The organism is Micromonospora sp. NPDC049662 (assembly GCF_040675055.1).
In the GTDB taxonomy this organism is placed as follows: Bacteria; Actinomycetota; Actinomycetes; order Mycobacteriales; family Micromonosporaceae; genus Micromonospora.
The window spans coordinates 147713-164164 of record NZ_JBFAOC010000012.1 but is presented as its reverse complement, the minus strand read 5'-3'; the positions used below and the strand labels follow the sequence as shown (position 1 = coordinate 164164).

17 protein-coding genes and 1 tRNA gene are annotated in these 16452 nt (G+C 72.0%); 11 read left to right on the top strand and 7 right to left on the bottom strand.

The genetic code is table 11. The features are described 5' to 3' along the window. Window positions 1-51: 51 nt before the first annotated feature. The gene (locus AB0J36_RS12830) at window positions 52-1107 is read right to left on the bottom strand and encodes a glutathione S-transferase C-terminal domain-containing protein (RefSeq protein WP_357174321.1); all 1056 of its coding nucleotides are present in this window, start codon (window positions 1105-1107) and stop codon (window positions 52-54) included. A gap of 90 nt (window positions 1108-1197) precedes the next feature. Here AB0J36_RS12830 and AB0J36_RS12825 point away from each other — a divergent pair, with 90 nt between their 5' ends. Continuing rightward, a complete protein-coding gene (locus tag AB0J36_RS12825) occupies window positions 1198-1629 on the top strand; it encodes an ester cyclase (RefSeq protein ID WP_357395731.1) in 432 nt (143 codons plus the stop codon). Here AB0J36_RS12825 and AB0J36_RS12820 read toward each other — a convergent pair. Then, on the bottom strand, window positions 1610-2185 hold the full coding sequence (locus AB0J36_RS12820) for a Uma2 family endonuclease (protein ID WP_357395736.1): 576 nt from the start codon (window positions 2183-2185) through the stop codon (window positions 1610-1612). The genes AB0J36_RS12825 and AB0J36_RS12820 overlap by 20 nt on opposite strands. A gap of 95 nt (window positions 2186-2280) precedes the next feature. On the opposite strand from AB0J36_RS12820, the gene AB0J36_RS12815 reads away from it, so the two are divergent. The 7 genes from AB0J36_RS12815 to htpX all read left to right on the top strand — a co-directional run bounded on the left by AB0J36_RS12815 (window position 2281) and on the right by htpX (window position 9797). After that, complete coding sequence (locus AB0J36_RS12815) at window positions 2281-2889, top strand: NADH-quinone oxidoreductase subunit I (protein ID WP_363660513.1); 609 nt, start codon at window positions 2281-2283, stop codon at window positions 2887-2889. A 25-nt stretch (window positions 2890-2914) separates the two neighbouring features. Further along, on the top strand, window positions 2915-3466 hold the full coding sequence (locus AB0J36_RS12810; RefSeq protein WP_363660512.1) for an NADH-quinone oxidoreductase subunit J: 552 nt from the start codon (window positions 2915-2917) through the stop codon (window positions 3464-3466). Continuing rightward, window positions 3463-3807, top strand: a complete 345-nt coding sequence (gene nuoK, locus AB0J36_RS12805) for an NADH-quinone oxidoreductase subunit NuoK (RefSeq protein ID WP_357395751.1) — start codon at window positions 3463-3465, stop codon at window positions 3805-3807. The genes AB0J36_RS12810 and nuoK overlap by 4 nt, the downstream gene beginning before the upstream one ends. Beyond that, window positions 3804-5738 (top strand): NADH-quinone oxidoreductase subunit L, encoded by a 1935-nt coding sequence (locus AB0J36_RS12800; protein ID WP_357395754.1) that lies wholly within the window; start codon window positions 3804-3806, stop codon window positions 5736-5738. Before nuoK ends, AB0J36_RS12800 begins: the two co-directional genes overlap by 4 nt. A 55-nt stretch (window positions 5739-5793) precedes the next feature. Continuing rightward, the gene (locus AB0J36_RS12795; RefSeq protein WP_357395758.1) at window positions 5794-7302 is read left to right on the top strand and encodes an NADH-quinone oxidoreductase subunit M; all 1509 of its coding nucleotides are present in this window, start codon (window positions 5794-5796) and stop codon (window positions 7300-7302) included. Window positions 7303-7336: 34 nt separating this feature from the next. Further along, entirely contained in the window at window positions 7337-8818 is a 1482-nt protein-coding gene (locus AB0J36_RS12790; protein WP_357395762.1) for a proton-conducting transporter membrane subunit, read from the top strand. 103 nt (window positions 8819-8921) lie between these two features. After that, on the top strand, window positions 8922-9797 hold the full coding sequence (gene htpX / locus AB0J36_RS12785) for a zinc metalloprotease HtpX (RefSeq protein ID WP_357134095.1): 876 nt from the start codon (window positions 8922-8924) through the stop codon (window positions 9795-9797). 61 nt (window positions 9798-9858) lie between these two features. Here the strand turns inward: htpX and AB0J36_RS12780 are convergent, their stop codons facing one another. Both AB0J36_RS12780 and AB0J36_RS12775 read right to left on the bottom strand, forming a co-directional pair. Further along, on the bottom strand, window positions 9859-11052 hold the full coding sequence (locus tag AB0J36_RS12780) for an MFS transporter (protein ID WP_357395766.1): 1194 nt from the start codon (window positions 11050-11052) through the stop codon (window positions 9859-9861). After that, the gene (locus tag AB0J36_RS12775) at window positions 11052-11894 is read right to left on the bottom strand and encodes a DUF6065 family protein (RefSeq protein WP_357174335.1); all 843 of its coding nucleotides are present in this window, start codon (window positions 11892-11894) and stop codon (window positions 11052-11054) included. The genes AB0J36_RS12780 and AB0J36_RS12775 overlap by 1 nt, the downstream gene beginning before the upstream one ends. A 191-nt stretch (window positions 11895-12085) precedes the next feature. Here AB0J36_RS12775 and AB0J36_RS12770 point away from each other — a divergent pair, with 191 nt between their 5' ends. Both AB0J36_RS12770 and AB0J36_RS12765 read left to right on the top strand, forming a co-directional pair. Continuing rightward, window positions 12086-13345, top strand: coding sequence for an MFS transporter (locus AB0J36_RS12770; protein WP_357134086.1), 1260 nt, complete (start codon window positions 12086-12088; stop codon window positions 13343-13345). A gap of 67 nt (window positions 13346-13412) precedes the next feature. Then, window positions 13413-13940 (top strand): dihydrofolate reductase family protein, encoded by a 528-nt coding sequence (locus AB0J36_RS12765; protein ID WP_357395771.1) that lies wholly within the window; start codon window positions 13413-13415, stop codon window positions 13938-13940. 70 nt (window positions 13941-14010) lie between these two features. Here AB0J36_RS12765 and AB0J36_RS12760 read toward each other — a convergent pair whose 3' ends face one another. Together AB0J36_RS12760 and AB0J36_RS12755 are read right to left on the bottom strand one after the other, a co-directional pair. Further along, entirely contained in the window at window positions 14011-14307 is a 297-nt protein-coding gene (locus AB0J36_RS12760) for a hypothetical protein (RefSeq protein ID WP_357134081.1), read from the bottom strand. A gap of 41 nt (window positions 14308-14348) precedes the next feature. Continuing rightward, window positions 14349-14843, bottom strand: coding sequence for a YajQ family cyclic di-GMP-binding protein (locus tag AB0J36_RS12755; RefSeq protein ID WP_357134078.1), 495 nt, complete (start codon window positions 14841-14843; stop codon window positions 14349-14351). Window positions 14844-14991: 148 nt separating this feature from the next. Here AB0J36_RS12755 and AB0J36_RS12750 point away from each other — a divergent pair. After that, window positions 14992-15075, top strand: a tRNA-Tyr gene (locus AB0J36_RS12750). A gap of 636 nt (window positions 15076-15711) precedes the next feature. On the opposite strand, the gene AB0J36_RS12745 is transcribed toward AB0J36_RS12750, so the two are convergent. Beyond that, the gene (locus AB0J36_RS12745; RefSeq protein WP_357134075.1) at window positions 15712-16440 is read right to left on the bottom strand and encodes a hypothetical protein; all 729 of its coding nucleotides are present in this window, start codon (window positions 16438-16440) and stop codon (window positions 15712-15714) included. Between the last annotated feature and the right edge of the window lie 12 nt (window positions 16441-16452).

Genomic DNA, 16452 nt, shown 5'->3' with positions numbered 1-16452 from the left:
CGGGGCGCGGGGCGCGGGGCGCGGGCGGGCGGGGCGCGGGCGGGCGGGGGGTTAGCGGAGGGGGGTGTGGGTGGGGTCTACTGGTTCGGCCGGGGGTGGGGGTGGGGTGCCGTCGCCGAAGGGGCGGCCGCCCAGGGCGTCCCGGCCGTGCGGGGTGAGCCAGTTCGACAGGTCGGGGCCGAGCGGAACGATCCCCGTCGGGTTGATGTCGCGGTGCACCTGGTAGTAGTGCCGCTTGATGTGGTCGAAGTCGATGGTGTCGCCGAACCCGGGGGTCTGGAACAGATCCCGGGCGTACGCCCACAGCACCGGCATCTCGCTCAGCTTCTGCCGGTTGCACTTGAAGTGTCCGTGGTAGACGGGGTCGAAACGGGCCAGCGTGGTGAACAGCCGCACGTCGGCCTCGGTGATGGTGTCGCCGACCAGGTACCGCTGATTGGTCAGCCGCTCGGTCAACCAGTCCAGCCGGTCGAACAGCCGGTGGTACGCCTTGTCGTACGCCTCCTGGCTGCCGGCGAACCCGCACCGGTACACGCCGTTGTTGACGTCGCGGAACACCACGTCGTTGACCTCGTCGATCTGCTGGCGTAGGTGTTCGGGGTAGAGCTGCGGGGCGCCCTCGCGGTGGTACGGCTTCCACTCGGTGGACAGGTCCAGGCTCATCTGCGCGTAGTCGTTGGTCACCACCTGCCCGGTGGGCACGTCCACCATCGCCGGCACGGTGATGCCCCGCTCGTAGTCGGGGAAGCGCGCGAAGAACGCCTCCTGGAGGCGCTCGATGCCGAGCACCGGGTCGCGCCCACCCGGATCGAGGTCGAAGGTCCAGCTCCGGGCGTCGTGCGTCGGGCCGGCGATCGCCATCGAGATGGCGTCCTCCAGGCCGAGCAGCCGCCGCACGATGACGAGGCGGTTGGCCCACGGGCAGGCTCGGCTGACCGCCAGCCGGTACCGGCCGGGCTCCACCGGGTAACCGTCCCGCCCGTCCGCGGTGATCCGCGTGGCGATGTACCGCTGATCCCGGGTGAACTCGCCACCCGGCTCGACGTACTTCCCGCCTGTCTGCGCCACGTCGTCCGCCCTCCGGCTCCGGTTGCCCTCACTGCCCATCCTCGCCGAAATCCGGGCCCTCGGCGCGGTACGGGCCAACCTCGGCTGCTCCCGGCGCTGGGCCGCATCTTTTCTGGCTACCCTGCCGTCATGACGGATGTGGAGACGGCGGCCCGGCGGCTCATCGCCGACGTGTGGAACGCGCGTCGGGAGGAGTCGGTGTACGAGCTGATCGCCGGGGAGTGTCCGGGGCTGGGCGGGACGGGGCCGGATGCGACGCTGGCCTGGCACCGCGAGCGCCGGGAGGCCTTCCCGGACCTCCGCTACAAGATCGTCGACGTGGTCGCCGCGGGTGGGCGGGTGGCCGTGCACTGGCGGGCGGCGGGCACCCACGCCGGGCAGTTCGGGCCGGTGCCGCCGACCGGGCAGGTGGTCAGCTACTCGGGGGCGACGTTCCTGCGCTTCGACGCCGCTGGCCGGATCATCGACGTGTGGAGCTGCAACGAGCTGCTCCAGCTCCTTCAGCAGCTCGGCGTCGAGATGGTGCCGCCGGCCGGCGGCCTCAGCGGCTCCGCGGCGTGATCCGGCTGATCGGCAGGTTGATCGGGAACGGCTCGCCGGTGTCGACGAACTTCGTCCACCGCCCGGTCTCGGCGTAGACCTCGTTCACCGCGTCGATCCGGTACGTCACGACCTCCAGGTCGCCGTCCAGGGTCTCGATCCGCCAGTAGTAGGGGATGCCGGCCTGGGCGTACAGCGCCGGCTTGAGTACCCGGTCGATCGAACGGGTACTCGGCGAGACGATCTCGATGGCGACGACCACCTCGTGCGGCTCGTACCTCGACGGCTCGCGAGCTGCCGCGGCGGCCGTGGTGATCAGCACGTCGGGGATGAAGGAGCGGGTGCGGTTGATCCGTACCTCGACCGCCTGGGTCACGTCGTAGCCGTCGGGACAGTCCTCGTCGAGCGCGGCCATCAGCCGGCCGGCGATGCTCTGGTGGGTACGGGTGGGGGAGGGGGACATCAGCAGTACTCCATCGAGCAGTTCCCGGCGACGGCCATCCTCGGGCTGCGCGTCCAGATCGTCAGTCGTCCACTCGCTCTCGGGCGGGTGGTCGCTCTGCAGCGCGGCGGTCATGGCGGGTCCTTCCAGGTGCGGTCGTTCTCCCCGCGACCACGGTACCGCCTCGGACCTGTGGGTGGTGGTCGCGCGCGCCGGGGCCACAGGGCAGGATGGTCCACATGACCGATTCCAGCGAGCGCGGCGATCCGGCCGCCGGCGCCAGCGAGCGCGGCCTGCCCGGCGCCGGTCTGGTGAAGGGGCTGGCGGTCACCCTCAAGACGATGACCAGCCGCTCGACCACCCAGCAGTACCCGGACGTCACCCCCGAGCTGCCGCCGCGCTCGCGTGGCGTGATCGCGCTGTCCGAGGAGAACTGCACGGTCTGCATGCTCTGCGCCCGCGAGTGCCCGGACTGGTGCATCTACATCGACTCGCACAAGGAGGAGGTGGCGGTGCCGGGCGCCGCCCGTCCCCGCCAGCGCAACGTGCTCGACCGGTTCGACATCGACTTCTCGCTCTGCATGTACTGCGGCATCTGCATCGAGGTCTGCCCGTTCGACGCGCTCTACTGGTCGCCGGAGTTCGAGTACGCCGAGTACGACATCAAGGACCTGCTGCACGACAAGGACCACCTGGGCCAGTGGATGGCGACGGTGCCGCCGCCGCCCGCGCACGACCCGAACGGCGAGCCGGCCAAGGAGGAGACCGCCGCCGCCCGCAAGGCCGCGCGGTCGATCCCACCGGCGGTACGCCCCGGCGATGAGGGCCCGGCGTCGTGACCGCCCGAGCTGCGGGGGCGGCCCGGTGACCGGCGCGGATCTGCTGCTGCTCGCGCTGGGCGCGGTGGCGGTCGGCGCCGGTGTGCTGGTGGTGACCACCAGGCACCTGGTCCGAGCGGGGCTCTACCTGGTGGTGTGTCTGGGCGCGCTGGCCGGCGACTATCTGGTGCTCGGCGCGGAGTTGGTCGCCTGGGTCCAGGTGCTGATCTACGTGGGCGCGGTGGTGGTGCTGCTGCTGTTCGCGGTGATGCTGACGCGGGCCCCGATCGGGGCGTCCGACGACCTGGACCGGCCCGGCTGGCCCGCCGCGCTGATCGGTGGTGGCGCCGGGCTGGGGCTGAGCGTGCTGTTGGTCGACGCGTACCGGTGGAGCGCCGTCGCGCTGCCCGGCGCGGGTACGGCGGAGCGGCTGGGGGAGCAGATCTTCTCCTCCTGGGTGCTGCCGTTCGAGGTGCTCTCCGTCCTGTTGCTGTCCGCCCTGGTCGGCGCGGTGGTGCTGTCCCGGCCCGACATCGGCCGCCGTACCGGGGACGAGCCCGCGCCGGCAGCGGAACTGGCCTCCGGGGGGCGTCGGTGAGGCCGGTCATCCCGTACGTCACCGCCGCGCTGCTGTTCGGCCTCGGCGTGTACGGCGTGCTGCGTCGACGCAACGCCGTGCTGGTGCTCATGTCGGTCGAGTTGATGCTCAACGCGGTGAACCTGATCCTGGTCACCGCGGACACCACGGTCCGCGCGGTCCTGCCGCACTCCGGGCAGGTGTTCGCGCTGTTCGTCATCGTGCTCGCCGCCGCCGAGATCGGGGTGGGGTTGGCGATCGTGCTCCAGCTCTACCGCCTGCGGTCCACGGTGGCGGTGGACGACGTGGCGTTGACCGAACCGGCCGGGGCCGTCGGGCGGGACGCGGAGGCGACCCGGTGACCGGGCTGCTGGGGGCGGCGCTGCCCGCCGTACCGCTGCTCGCCGGTCTGGCCGGTCTGCTGCTGCCGCCGGCCCCACGGCATCCCGGGGGCGCGGTCGGCGGTGGCCGGGCCCGAACGGCGGCCGTGACGATCGGGGTGGCCGGGGCCGCCGGCGCGCTGGCGCTGGCCGTGGCCCTGTTGGTGACTGTCGACGGTCCGACGGAGACGTCGACGACGTGGGTCGACTTCGGCGGGTTGGCGGTGACCCTGGGGGTACGCCTGGACGGCGCCGCCGCGCTGGTCGCGGTGGCGGTCGCCGCGGTGGCCCTGGCCGTGCAGGTCTATTCGATCGGCTACCTGCGGCGCGGTCCCCACGACGACGTCGACGTCGACCACCGCTATCCGCCGTACGCCGCCCAGATCAGTCTCTTCACGGGGGCGATGCTGCTGGTGGTGGTCGCCGGTGACCTGATCATGCTGCTGGTGGGGTGGGAGGTGATGGGCCTCTGCTCGTACCTGCTCATCGCCCACGACCGCCGGCTCGCGGGCGCGCCGGCCGCCGCCGTGAAGGCGTTCCTGGTGACCCGGGTCGGTGACGTCGGCTTCCTGCTCGGCATCGCGTTGCTCGGGGTGTCGACGGGCAGTTTCCGGATCGCCGACGTGCTCGCGCACGATCATTCCGGCGCGACCCTGACCGCCGCCGGTCTGCTGCTGCTCGCCGGTGTGGCCGGTAAGAGCGCGCAGTTCCCGCTGCACACCTGGCTGCCGGACGCCATGGCCGGCCCGACGCCGATCTCCGCGCTGATCCACGCCGCGACGATGGTCGCCGCCGGGGTGTACGCGGTGACCCGGCTCTACCCGCTGTTCACGGCCGCTCCGGTGACGTTGACGGTGCTCGGGGTGCTCGCCGCGATCACCCTGCTGCTCGGGGCGCTCGCCGCCACCGCGCAGGACGACATCAAGCGGGTGCTGGCCTGGTCGACCGTCTCCCAACTGGGTTACATGACCGGCGCGCTGGCCGTCGGCTCGCCGTCGGCGGCGCTGTTCCACCTGCTCACCCACGCCGCGTTCAAGGCGCTGTTGTTCCTCGCCGCCGGTGCGGTGATCCACGCGGTGGGCACCACGCTGATGTCGGAGATGGGCGGGCTGCGCCGGGCAATGCCGGTGACGTTCTGGTGCACGGTGATCGGCCTCGGCGCGCTGGCCGGGGTGCCTCCGCTGGCCGGCTTCTGGAGCAAGGACGGCGTGCTGACGGTCGCCGAGTCGGCCGCGCTGGAAGGTACCGGCCCCGCGCCGTCGTGGGTGGGCTGGCTGGTCTGGCTGGCTGGGCTGCTCGGTGTGGCGATCACCGCCTGGTACGCCGGGCGACTGCTGCTACGGACCTTCTTCGGCGAGCCCCGGCTGCCGCTGGTGCACCCGCACGACCCGCCGGCGGTGTTGCGCTGGCCGGTGCTGCTGCTGGCCGTGCCGGCCGCGCTGCTGGGCCTGGCCGGGTTCGTCGGCGCGTTCGCCGACCGGCTGCGGTTCGCCACCGTGCCGGTCGCGGGCGCGGAGGACGGCCTGGTCCACGTGGGTCCGGGGCTGCTGCTGCCGCTGGCGCTGCTGCTGGTGGGGGCGGGGCTGGTGTGGGCGCGCTGGCGTCGGGACGAGGCCGCCGATCCGGCGACCGCGCTGGGTCCGCTGCGGCCGGTCTTCGCCCGCGCGTTTCGGCTCGACGACGTTCAGCACACCCTTGTCGTACGCCCCGTCCGGGCGCTGGCCCGCCTCGCGCGTACCGGCGACGAGGTGGTGGTGGACGGGGTCGTGGAGGGCAGCGGCCGGGCCGCCACGGGCCTGGGGGCCGGGCTGGCCGCGTTGCACCGGGCGGCGCTGCCCCGGGCCGCCGCCGGTGTGCTGGCCGGCGCGCTGCTGATCGGCCTGGCGGCGGCCGTGCTGGAGGCGGTCCGGTGAGCGCGAGGAGTGAGCCGGTTTTGCGAGCCCCGCAGTCGCGAACAGAGGCGGTCCGATGACGTTCGGACAGGTGCTGCTCGTCGCCGTGCTGGTGGTGCCGGCGCTCGGCGCGGTCGCGGTGGCGGCGACACCCCGGGACCGGGTGGCGCGGATCGTCGGTACGGTCGCGGCGGCGCTGACCCTGCTGGCCGCCGTGGCGTTGGTGTCCGGTGGACGGGGCTGGTTCGCCTGGTCGGCCGGCACGCCGGCGGTGCGCCCCTGGCACGACGTGGACCTGCCCTGGGCGTCCGGCCTGGATCTGCGTTTCCATCTCGGCGTCGACGGCATCTCCTGGCCTCTGGTGGTGCTGACGGCGCTGCTCACGCTGCTCTGCTGCGCGTACTCGCTGTGGCGGGTGCCCGAGGGCGGCAGCGGCCGGGTGTTGGTGGCGCTGCTGCTGGTCGTCGAGGTGGGCATCCTCGGCACGTTCCTCGCGCTGGATCTGGTGCTGTTCTTCCTGTTCTTCGAGGTCGTCCTGCTGCCGATGTACGCGATCATCGCCGGCTGGGGCGGCGTCGACCGGCGTCGGGCGGCCCGCAAGTTCGTGCTGTACACCCTCGTCGGCTCGGTGCTGCTGCTGGTCGGCGTGTACGTCGTGGTCGCCGCCGCGGGTACCGCCGACATCGTGGCCCTGACCGGCGGGGCCGGGCTGTCCCGGAGCACCCAGCTGGCCGCGTTCACGCTGTTCGCGCTCGCGTTCGCGGTGAAGAGTCCCCTCTGGCCGCTGCACTCCTGGCTGCCCGACGCGCACACGCAGGCCCCGACGGTGGGCAGCGTGGTGCTGGCGGGGGTGCTGCTCAAGATGGGCACGTACGGGCTGATCCGGGTCGCGGTGGGGGTGGCCCCGGAGGGCGCCCGCTGGGCCGCCCCGGTGCTCGGGGTGCTGGCGGTCGCCGCGATCCTGGTCGGCTCGCTGGTCTGCCTGGCCCAGGTCGAGGTGAAGCGGCTCATCGCGTACTCCAGCGTGGGGCACATGGGCTTCGTCCTGCTGGGCGTCGCCACGCTGACCGCCACCGGCGTCCAGGCGGCCCTGATCGGCAACGTGGCCCACGGGGTGCTCACCGGCCTGCTGTTCTTCCTGGCCGGGGCCGTGAAGGACCGCACCGGCACGGGTGCGCTCGCCGAGCTGTCCGGGCTGCGGGAGACCGCGCCCCGCCTCGCCGGTCTGCTGGCGTTCGCGGCCGTCGCGTCGCTGGGCCTGCCCGGGCTGGCCGGCTTCTGGGGGGAGGCGTTCGCGGTGGTCGCGGCGATTCAGGTGGGCGGCCCGCTGTGGCTGACCCTCGGGGTGCTCGCGGCGGTCGGTGGCGCGCTCACGGCCGCGTACTTCCTGCGGTTGTTGCGCCAGGTCACCCACGGCCGGCCGAGCCCCGCGGTGGGCGGCGTCGGCGCGGGTCTGGCCGGCGCGGAGTTGACCGCGTGGGCGCCGCTGGTGCTGCTCGCGTTGGCGATCGGTCTGGTTCCGGCGCTGGTCCTCGGCGTCGCCGAGGCGCCCGTCGACGCCCTCATCGAGGTGATCCACAGGTGAGCACGAGAAGCGCGCCGCGACCGGAGGCGGCCCGATGAGCGTCGTGCAGAGCGTGGACAGCGTCGCGTTGCTCCCGGCGTACCTGGCCGCCGGCACCGCCGTACTCGTGTTGGTGGTCGACCTCGTGCTGGCGCGGCCCCGCGCCACGGTCGCGGTGGCCGCGCTCGGGGCGCTCGGCACGGCCGTCTTCTCGGCGCTGGTGGGCGCGGGCGGCGAGCGGCGGACGTTCTGTGTCGGCGCGGACTGCTCGTGGGTCTTCGGTGGCCGGGCGGCCCTGGTCGGCGCGGTGGTGGCGTTGCTCACCCTGGGCGTGCTCGGGCTGTCCGTGCCGGCGCTGCGGGACGGTCGGTCACCGGTGGGGGAGTACGCCTTCCTGCTCGCCTGTTCGATGACCGGCGGCGTGGTGCTCGGCGCGGCCGGCGACCTGATCACCCTGATCGTGGCGTTGGAGACGCTGACCCTGCCGCTGTACGTGCTGGTGGGCCTGCGCCGGGGCAGCCTGGCCAGCGCCGAGGCGGCGGTGACGTTCTTCGTGGTCAGCGTGGTCGCCACCACGCTGACGCTGCTCGGCGCGGCGTTGCTGTACGCGGTGACCGGCGGGCTGCACCTCGATCGGGTGGGCGCGCTGCTGGCCGAGCGGCCGGAGTTGCGCGACCTGCCGCTGACCACCGCCGCCGTGACGCTGCTGCTGCTCGGGCTGGCCTTCAAGGTGGCGGCGGTGCCGTTCCACGCCTGGGCGCCGGCCACCTACGACGGCGCTCCGCTGCCGGTGGCCGCGTACCTGTCAACGGCGTCGAAGCTGGGCGGCCTGGTGGCGGTGCTGGCCGTGGTGCAGCGGGCGCTGCCGGCGGACCGGACCGGACCGGTGCTGGCCCTGTTGGCGGTGCTCACGATGACCGTCGGCAATCTGGTGGCGCTGCGTCAGCGGCGTACCGTCCGGCTGCTCGCCTGGTCGTCGGTCGCGCAGGCCGGATACATCCTCGCCCCGCTGGGCGCGCTTGCGTTGGCCGCCGGCCGCACGGGCGAGGCGCGGTCGGCCGCGTACGCCGCCGCCGTGGCGTACGCCGTGTTCTTCGTGGTGCTGGAGTTGGCGGCGTTCGCCGGGGTGACGGCGCTGCGCCCGGCGGGGGCGGACGGCGGCACGCTTGACGACCTGCGCGGGGCCGCGCGCCGGCACCCGTGGCGCGGCGCGGCCCTCGGCCTCGCGCTGGTGGGTCTCGCGGGACTGCCACCGGGCCTGGCCGGGTTGTTCGCGAAGGTGACGGTGGTCCGGTCGCTGCTGGACGGCGGCGCGGCCTGGTTGGCGCTGGTGGTGGCGCTGAACGCGGTACTCGGGCTCGCCTACTACCTGCGGGTGACGGCGGGCCTGTGGACGCCGCGCCCCGCGCCGGGCGGAGACGGCGTGGTGGCCGTACCCCTGGTGGGGGTGGTGGCGGTGGTGCTGGCGGTGGCCACGGTGGCCGCCGTGGTGCTCGGCGTCGCCCCGCAGCTCGTGCTGGATCTCGCCGCCCGCTGAGCGGGTCTCAGTCAACTCTCAGCGTTCCGACGGATGGTTGACGGGTATCGGGTTGTTGTACCGGTCAGCGGATCGAGGCGATCCGCGCACCGAAGGAGAGATCGTGCACCACAACCGTCTGAAGACCGCCGCGCTGCTCGGCCTGCTCACCGCGCTGATCCTCGCGGTGGGCTACGGGTTCGGTGGCAGTGGCGGCCTGGTCATCGCCGTCCTCATCTCACTGGTCATGAACGGCATTTCCTACTTCTACTCCGACAAGATCGCGCTGCGTTCGATGCGGGCGCAACCGGTCAGCGAGGCACAGTTCCCCGAGCTGTACCGAATGGTGCGCGAACTGGCGACCGAGGCCCAACAGCCGATGCCGCGCCTGTACGTCAGCCCGACCGCCCAGCCGAACGCGTTCGCGACGGGGCGTAACCCGCAGCACGCGGCGGTCTGCGTGACCCAGGGCATCACCGAGATCCTGGACTACCGGGAGCTGCGCGGTGTGATCGGGCACGAGCTGTCCCACGTCTACAACCGGGACATCCTGATCTCCAGCGTCGCGGCCGGCCTGGCCGGCATCATCACGTTCCTGGCGAACATCGCCTGGTTCATCCCGCTGGGTGGCGGGGACGACGAGGACTCGCCGAACCCGGCCGTCCTGCTGCTGACCCTGATCCTCGGCCCGATCGCGGCCACCGTGATCCAGTTGGCGATCAGCCGCAGCCGCGAGTTCCAGGCGGACCAGTCCGGCGCCGAGCTGAGCCGGGATCCGCTGGCCCTGGCCAGCGCCCTGCGCAAGATCGATGCCGTGGCCCGGCGACGTCCGCTGCCGGCTCAGGGCACGCTCACCAGCAGCGCCCACCTGATGATCGCCAACCCGTTCGCCGGTGGCGCGGTGGCCGCCCTCTTCTCCACCCACCCGAAGATGGAGGACCGGGTCGCCCGCCTGGAGCGGATGGCCGCCAACTCGGGGCCGGTGCAGTTCCAGCGCTGACCCGCCGAACCCCGTACTCCGCCCGCGTCCGCTCACGGACGCGGGCGGAGCCGTTTCCAGGTCACTCCGGCGCGGGCGGCCGATCCAGACGGGTCAGCAGCACGACGGCGAGCAGGACGACGCCCGCCGTCAGGTACGACGCGCCGGGCGAGAGTACGGCGGCCACACCACCCAGCACGAAGATGCCGATCCCCGAGGTGACGATGTTCGCCGCGACGATCGTCGCCTCGACCTGCCCCATCCGTTCCGGTGGGGCCAACCGGGCGAACGTGGCCTGCGCCCCGATCAACCAACCGCCGCCCGCGCCGATCAACGCGTTGCCGACCGTCAGCGCCCCCAGCGGCGCGTCGACGGCGACCAGGACACCGGTCAGCAACAGCGCGCCGGCCAGCGCCGCGGCGACGGCCACCTGACCGGCCAACCGGCCCAACCACCGGGACCGGCCCACCACCAGCACGAAGACGGCACCTCCCAACGCCGACGCCGCCAGCACGGCGGGACGCCAGGCCCCGCCGGCCAGATCCGGGGCGAGGGTCTCCGGGAGCGCGCCGGACAGCACCGTGGCCAGGGTGAGCAGGGCGACGCCCCGCAGCACCGGATGGCGGGCGATGATGCGCACGCCTGCGGTCGCCGGTGGACGCGGCCCGCGTACCTGGTGGGGGCGCTTCGGCAGTCCGGCCAGGACGACCGCGGCGATCAGGAACGACCCGAGGTCGATCAGAAGCGCCACCCGGGAGCCGAGAGCCACCGTCAGGCTGGCCCCCGCGAGCAGGCCGACCACCTGGCCCGCCTGGTTGGCGAAGGCGCTGAGGCCGAACAGCGGCAGCCGCAGCGGAGCGTCCACCGCCTCGGCGGCGACGGCCACGTTGACGCTCGCGTAGGCGGCCCGTACCGCGCCCAGCAGGCCCGCCGCCACGATCGCCGGCAGCGGCTCGGGGACCGCCGCGGGAACGGCGATCAGCGCGGCGCCGGCCACCGACAGCCAGACCAGCAGGGTACGGCGGGCCGGCACGTCCAGCCAGCCGCTGAACACGGTGGCGACCAGCAGGGCCGGCAGGGTACGCGCGGCGTAGACCGCGGCCGGGCCGAGGACGGAGTTCGTCTGGTCGTACGCGAGCAGCAGCAGAGCGGCCAGGCCCACGAAGTCACCCAGCTCCGAGATGCCCCGGGCGATGACCAGACGGGAAGCGACCGGATGCCGGAACAGCGCTCGGTAACCGGGCGACGGCGTGAGCTGTGCGTCGGTGTCGGGCATCAGGTCGGCTGGTCCGCTTCCGCTACCCCGATCGGCTGGTAGGCGGCGTTCTCCCGGACCCGGCGGGCCTGTTCCCGGCGGTAGCTGCTGCGGATCTCCGGATCCTGGCGGCGGCGGCGCAGCGCCACGAAGTCCGACCAGACGTCCTCCGGCCACGCCGGCAGCCCTTCCCCGGTGACCAGTTCGGCCTGCCGGAAGGCCTCCAGTGTCGACCGGTGCACCGGTTGCAGGCACATGAGAGGGATGTTCCGGTAGAAGCGCACCACCTGCCCCACCTCGGTGAGCCGCAGGATGGTGGGCAGCAACGAGGTGTACCAGTCGGTCTCGACCACGCCCTCGTAGAGCTGCACGCCGCGCTGAGCGGGCCAGTTCGGCACGCCCCGGGCCATCAGGCACCAGCCCGGGGACGTCCGCGCCACCACGCCGGCGACCAACTCGATCGTGTTGGCCGCGCGCGGGTCGGCGTCGAGGAACGGGATGCTCGCCCCGTACCTGTCGAAGATGTCCAGGTCACCGTGGAACTGCTCGGGCGCCGCCTGCAACTGGCCGGCCGCGTCCGGCAGCTTGCCGTCGTAACCGCCGGCGAGCGAACGCCACTGGGCCGGCTCGTTCTCCGCCAGCAGCGTCCACTCGGTGTCCTGCCCGTCCCAGCGCAGCGCGAAGTCGGTTGGCGGGTAGACGTACCAGCCGAACCCCGAGGCGATGGCGACCGGCGGGCACTGTTGGACGGCCCGGGCGGGCAGGGAGCCGCGCAGGCTGGGCGAGGCGGCCTCACTGGGCTTCGCGTCGCCGTACAGCGAATAGATCTCGACTCGCAGAGGTGCGGTGGTAGTCCCGGACATCGGACCTCCTGCCTCATCGTGCGGTGCCGGCGTATGGACCCAATTCGATCAGCAACCTACCCCCTTTGTGACCGCTCGGTCAGTCCCGGCCTCCGCGCTGCTGTGAGCGGATCGACCATCCATGGCCTGACCTCGGGCGTTAGGGTCGACAGGGCTTCTACCCGTTACCTGTCCCAGCGGAGGTACACCTCGTGGCCGCACTGCGCCAGTACCTGGGTGTCTGGCGGATCCCCGGTGCGCCGATCCTGCTGGTCACCGGCATCATCGGCCGGCTCGGCATCGGCATGACGCCGCTGGCGCTGCTGCTCGTGGTCGAGCAGGTGACCGGGCGCTACTCCCTGGCCGCCATCGCGGGCGGCATCTACGCCGTCGCCGGCGCCGCGCTCAGCCCGGTGGCCGGACGCATCGCCGACCGGGTCGGTCCGAGCCCGGTGCTGCTGGTCACCGCCGTGGCCCACCCGTTGGCGCTCACCGGGCTGCTGCTGGCCAGCCGCTCCGGCGACGACGCCCTCGCCGCCATCTACCTGACGGCCGGCGTCGCCGGCGCGACGTACCCGCCGCTGACCGCCGCCATCCGCGGCGCCTGGAACGAACTGACCAGCCCCGCCTCCGGCCGGTACGCCCTGCGCAACACCGCCCTCGCGGCGGAGACGTCGCTGTTCGAGATCGTGTTCGTGCTGGGCCCGCTGCTCGTGGCAGGGTTCGTGCTGGTCGCCGACGCGGCGGCCGCGCTGATCGGGGCGGCGGTCGTCACCCTGGTCGGCACCACCGCCGTCGCCCTCGGCCGGGTGATGCGCGACTGGCGGCCCCACCCGCGCGAACACCACGCCCGGGGACTCGGTCCGCTACGGGTCGCCGGCTTCCCGGCACTGCTGCTCTGCGTCGCCGGACTGGGCATCGCGTTCGGCGCCGCCGGTGTCATCGTCCCCGCGTACGCCGGCAACGCCACCACCGACGACCCGGAGAGCCTCGCCGGGCTGCTGCTGGCGGTCTGGGGGGTCGGCAGCGCCATCGGCGGCTTCTGGTTCGGCGTCCGCCGGCCCCCGCCGAACATGACCCGCCAGTTCGCCCTGCTGCTCGCCGCGCTGGCCGGCACGTTCGTGGTGTTCGCGCTCATGCCCACGCCGCTGGCGCTGGGCGTCGCGCTGGTCGTCGGTGGGGCCGTCATCGCTCCGGCGCTGACCCTGGAGAACACCCTGGTCGGCCGGATCGCCCCGGCGGGCATGCTGAACGAGGCGTACACCTGGGTGGTCACGGTGGCCGTGGCGGCGAGCGCCGCCGGCGGCGCGGTGGCCGGCCTGATCGTGGACCACGCCGGCGGCGTGCCGTGGGCCTTCGTCTTCGCGGGCGCGGCGGTGGCCGTCGCGGCCGCGGTCGCCGCGCTGCCCGCCGGGCCCATCGCCCGAGCGGAAAACCAGGCGGTACGCGCCGACGCGCCCGTCCCGATCTGACCTCCTCCGACGGTTTCCGGCGATGTCGGTGGGGTGCGCCAGACTGAGCGTCGACGAGAGGGGAACCATGGCCACGCTGCTCTACTCGGCAACCGCGTCACTCGACGGCTACATCGCCGGCCCCGGCGGTGACATGTCCTGGCTCACCGAACACCTCAGCGGCGACAACCCGACCGCCGACCGTCTGCTGGCCAACATCGGCGCGATCCTCGCCGGCAACCGCACCTTCGGCGGCGACGACCCGAACCGCGGCACCGACAGCGAAGGCGCCTTCGGCGGCCGGTACCACGGGCCGGTGATCGTCCTGACCCACCGTCCACCCAGCGAGCCGCCCGAAGGCGTCACCTTCGCCGACGACCTACACGTTGCCGTCGCGCAGGCCAAGGAGGCCGCCGGCGACAAGTACGTCAACGTGCTCGGCGCGGACGTCGCCAAGCAGTGCCTGCGGGCCGGTCTGCTCGACGAGATCCTGATCTTCTTCGCGCCGGTGCTGCTCGGCGACGGCGTACCGATGTTCGACGACCCGGGTGGCACCCGCGTCCGGTTGTCGCCAGTTCCCGGGGAGACCGCCCACTGGTACCGCGTCGACCGCTGACGGATCGACGCGGGTACGGGCGTTGCGGCCTCGCCACCAACCTTCGGTCGGTCACGGCCGACGTCGAGGGCTACGGCCTTCGGTCGGTGATCGCCGCCTCGATCCGTAGGCCGATGCCGGTCAGCACGAGGAGGAACGCGACGAAGTGCGGCGCCCGGCCGTCGTAGCCCGCTGACAGGGTGAGTAGCGAGGTCAGAAAGCCGACGACGAGCGACAGCGTGCCCAGTATCCGTCCGGTGTCCGCGCGCCGAGATCGAGGATCCACGATGCGACCGTAGCGGATGCGGGCCAGGCCGCCGCCCGCCCGTCGCGCGCTGAACAGCAGCGACCAAGGACGACCGTTGGCGACGACGTCCACCGAGGTCACAACAAGTGATCCACGATGGCACCGGCAGACGTGATCGGGTCTTACCGGTAGTTCGTGAACTGAAGGGCGACGCCGAAGTCCTCACCCTTGAGCAGCGAGATGACCGCCTGGAGGTCGTCCCGCTTCTTGCCGGTGACGCGCAGCTGGTCGCCCTGGATCTGCGCCTGAACGCCCTTCGGGCCCTCGTCGCGGATCTTCTTGCTGATCGCCTTGGCCTTGTCCGTCTCGATGCCCTGGATCACCTTGCAGTCGATCTTGAACACCTTGCCGGATGCGCGCGCCTCACCCGCGTCCAACGACTTCAACGAGATGTTCCGCTTGACCAACTTCTCCTTGAAAACGTCCAGCGCGGCGCGGACCCGCTCCTCGGTCTCCGCCTGAAGGCCGATCGCCTCCTCACCCGACCAGGAGATCTCCGCGCCCGTACCGCGGAAGTCGAACCGCGTCGCGAGCTCCTTCTCCGCCTGCCGGAGGGCGTTGTCGACCTCCTGGCGGTCGACCTTGCTCACGATGTCGAAAGACGGGTTCGCTGGCATGCTTCTGCTCCTGCTGTCCGGCGGTCTGGGACGTGCAGTCGGCCGCCGACCAGCGGCACGACCCCCTGACCGTACCCGGTTGCACCGGCCCCGGGGCGAGCCGCTATCCTTGCTTCCGCCGCCGCGTTGCGACGCGGTGGGGTGCCCTGGCGGGTTGCCCGAGCGGCCAATGGGAGCGGACTGTAAATCCGTCGCGAAAGCTACAGAGGTTCGAATCCTCTACCCGCCACCAGGTGCAGACACGGCCCCTGACCAGCAGAGATGCTGATCAGGGGCCGTTGTCGTTGATCTAGCCGAGTCCAGCCGATGACGACTGGTTGTGGGCAGATGGTGCGCAGGTCGATCTTGCCTGCTGAGGGTCCTCCTGGGGCTCTAAACGCTGCGGCTGGCGTCTGGTCCTCGCCTGGCGGAGTCCGTGCATGTGGCGATCGGCTGAGGGGTCTGCGGTGAGGTGTCGCCGGCGGCGGGAGAGGGACCGGGGGCAAGCCAGTCCCGGGGTTGGGCTGGCGCGGCAGTCGGAAGCCCTGATCTTCGACGAGGCCGACCCGCTCGGCTTCCGTACCGCCTGGCCGTGATCGTGTCGTCGGGCGGATCGACAGACTCGGGGCGGCGGTCCGGCGGCAGTCGGTGGCTTGCCGCCCCGGCGCCGGAGGCGGCCGGGGCGGCTTGCCGCCGGCCGGGTTACCGCCCCCGCGCCGTGCGGAGCCTTGATCCAATACAGAAGGAATCGGCAGCAGCGTTGGGGGGCGGACCACACGCGGGACGAGACATCTCGCTTAGTCAAGTGTCAGCCGGTCGGCGCATCGATGCGCCAGGCCAGAGCAGGCCGATCAAGGTGCCGACCAGAGCGCCCCACGCTCGCCCAGTATCACTCCCAAACCAAGAAACTGACCTCTAAAACGCATATATCTCCCGCGAAGCGCTCGCGGTCCTTCTCCGACTCGAGGAATTTCTCGCACATGCTCAACTTCGTTACCACTAGCTTGCCGTGGCGGCCCTCGCTGCTGCGTACGCAGAATGAGGAGCCTGCTCGTAGCTGCGATGCCGTAGCTAGCGATGACCATGCGTTGTTGTCGATTTGAGTGCATTCTTGCAATGTCGGTTGCCCACTCGGCGGTGACGCGAAGATGGTTCCGTTGACTCCACCAAGGGAGCCTTCGTTAAGCGCGAGATCCGTGGTGCCGGCTGCGGTATAGCGAATCTCGTTATCGTCCATATCCCAGTAGTCGGCATTCTGGAAATCATCATCTCCGTACTCGTTAAGGGTCTGGAGGCGGGGGCTGCCGCTGCTATGCACCACCTCTCGTTTCGGCTCCCCCGTTGAAGTGGGCGATGCATCACCGCTGCCCAGAGTCGCAGAAGACGTGGGTGTTCCCGTATTCGTGCTGTGAGTGGAGGAGGGGCTCAGGCTGTTGGTTGGCATGGCGGATGGATTGGGAAGCGATGAGGCTCTCGGGTCATCCTTCACGGGGAACAGCCATGCAAGCAGGGCGACAAGAGCGCTAAGAAGCCCAACGACAGCTCCGATCCCGGCCCATTCCCCTCTGCCGAGATGCTGACGAAGGCGGTCCTGGGACGGCTTCTCACGATCGCTCACGTTCAACCTCAC

Bases quoted from the DNA above. Each gene is read 5' to 3' on its own strand.
- AB0J36_RS12830 (WP_357174321.1), bottom strand. From the start codon at position 1,107: ATGGGCAGTGAGGGCAACCGGAGCCGGAGGGCGGACGACGTGGCGCAG.
- AB0J36_RS12825 (WP_357395731.1), top strand. From the start codon at position 1,198: ATGACGGATGTGGAGACGGCGGCCCGGCGGCTCATCGCCGACGTGTGG.
- AB0J36_RS12820 (WP_357395736.1), bottom strand. From the start codon at position 2,185: ATGACCGCCGCGCTGCAGAGCGACCACCCGCCCGAGAGCGAGTGGACG.
- AB0J36_RS12815 (WP_363660513.1), top strand. From the start codon at position 2,281: ATGGTCCACATGACCGATTCCAGCGAGCGCGGCGATCCGGCCGCCGGC.
- AB0J36_RS12795 (WP_357395758.1), top strand. From the start codon at position 5,794: ATGACGTTCGGACAGGTGCTGCTCGTCGCCGTGCTGGTGGTGCCGGCG.
- AB0J36_RS12790 (WP_357395762.1), top strand. From the start codon at position 7,337: ATGAGCGTCGTGCAGAGCGTGGACAGCGTCGCGTTGCTCCCGGCGTAC.
- AB0J36_RS12780 (WP_357395766.1), bottom strand. From the start codon at position 11,052: ATGCCCGACACCGACGCACAGCTCACGCCGTCGCCCGGTTACCGAGCG.
- AB0J36_RS12775 (WP_357174335.1), bottom strand. From the start codon at position 11,894: ATGTCCGGGACTACCACCGCACCTCTGCGAGTCGAGATCTATTCGCTG.
- AB0J36_RS12765 (WP_357395771.1), top strand. From the start codon at position 13,413: ATGGCCACGCTGCTCTACTCGGCAACCGCGTCACTCGACGGCTACATC.
- AB0J36_RS12755 (WP_357134078.1), bottom strand. From the start codon at position 14,843: ATGCCAGCGAACCCGTCTTTCGACATCGTGAGCAAGGTCGACCGCCAG.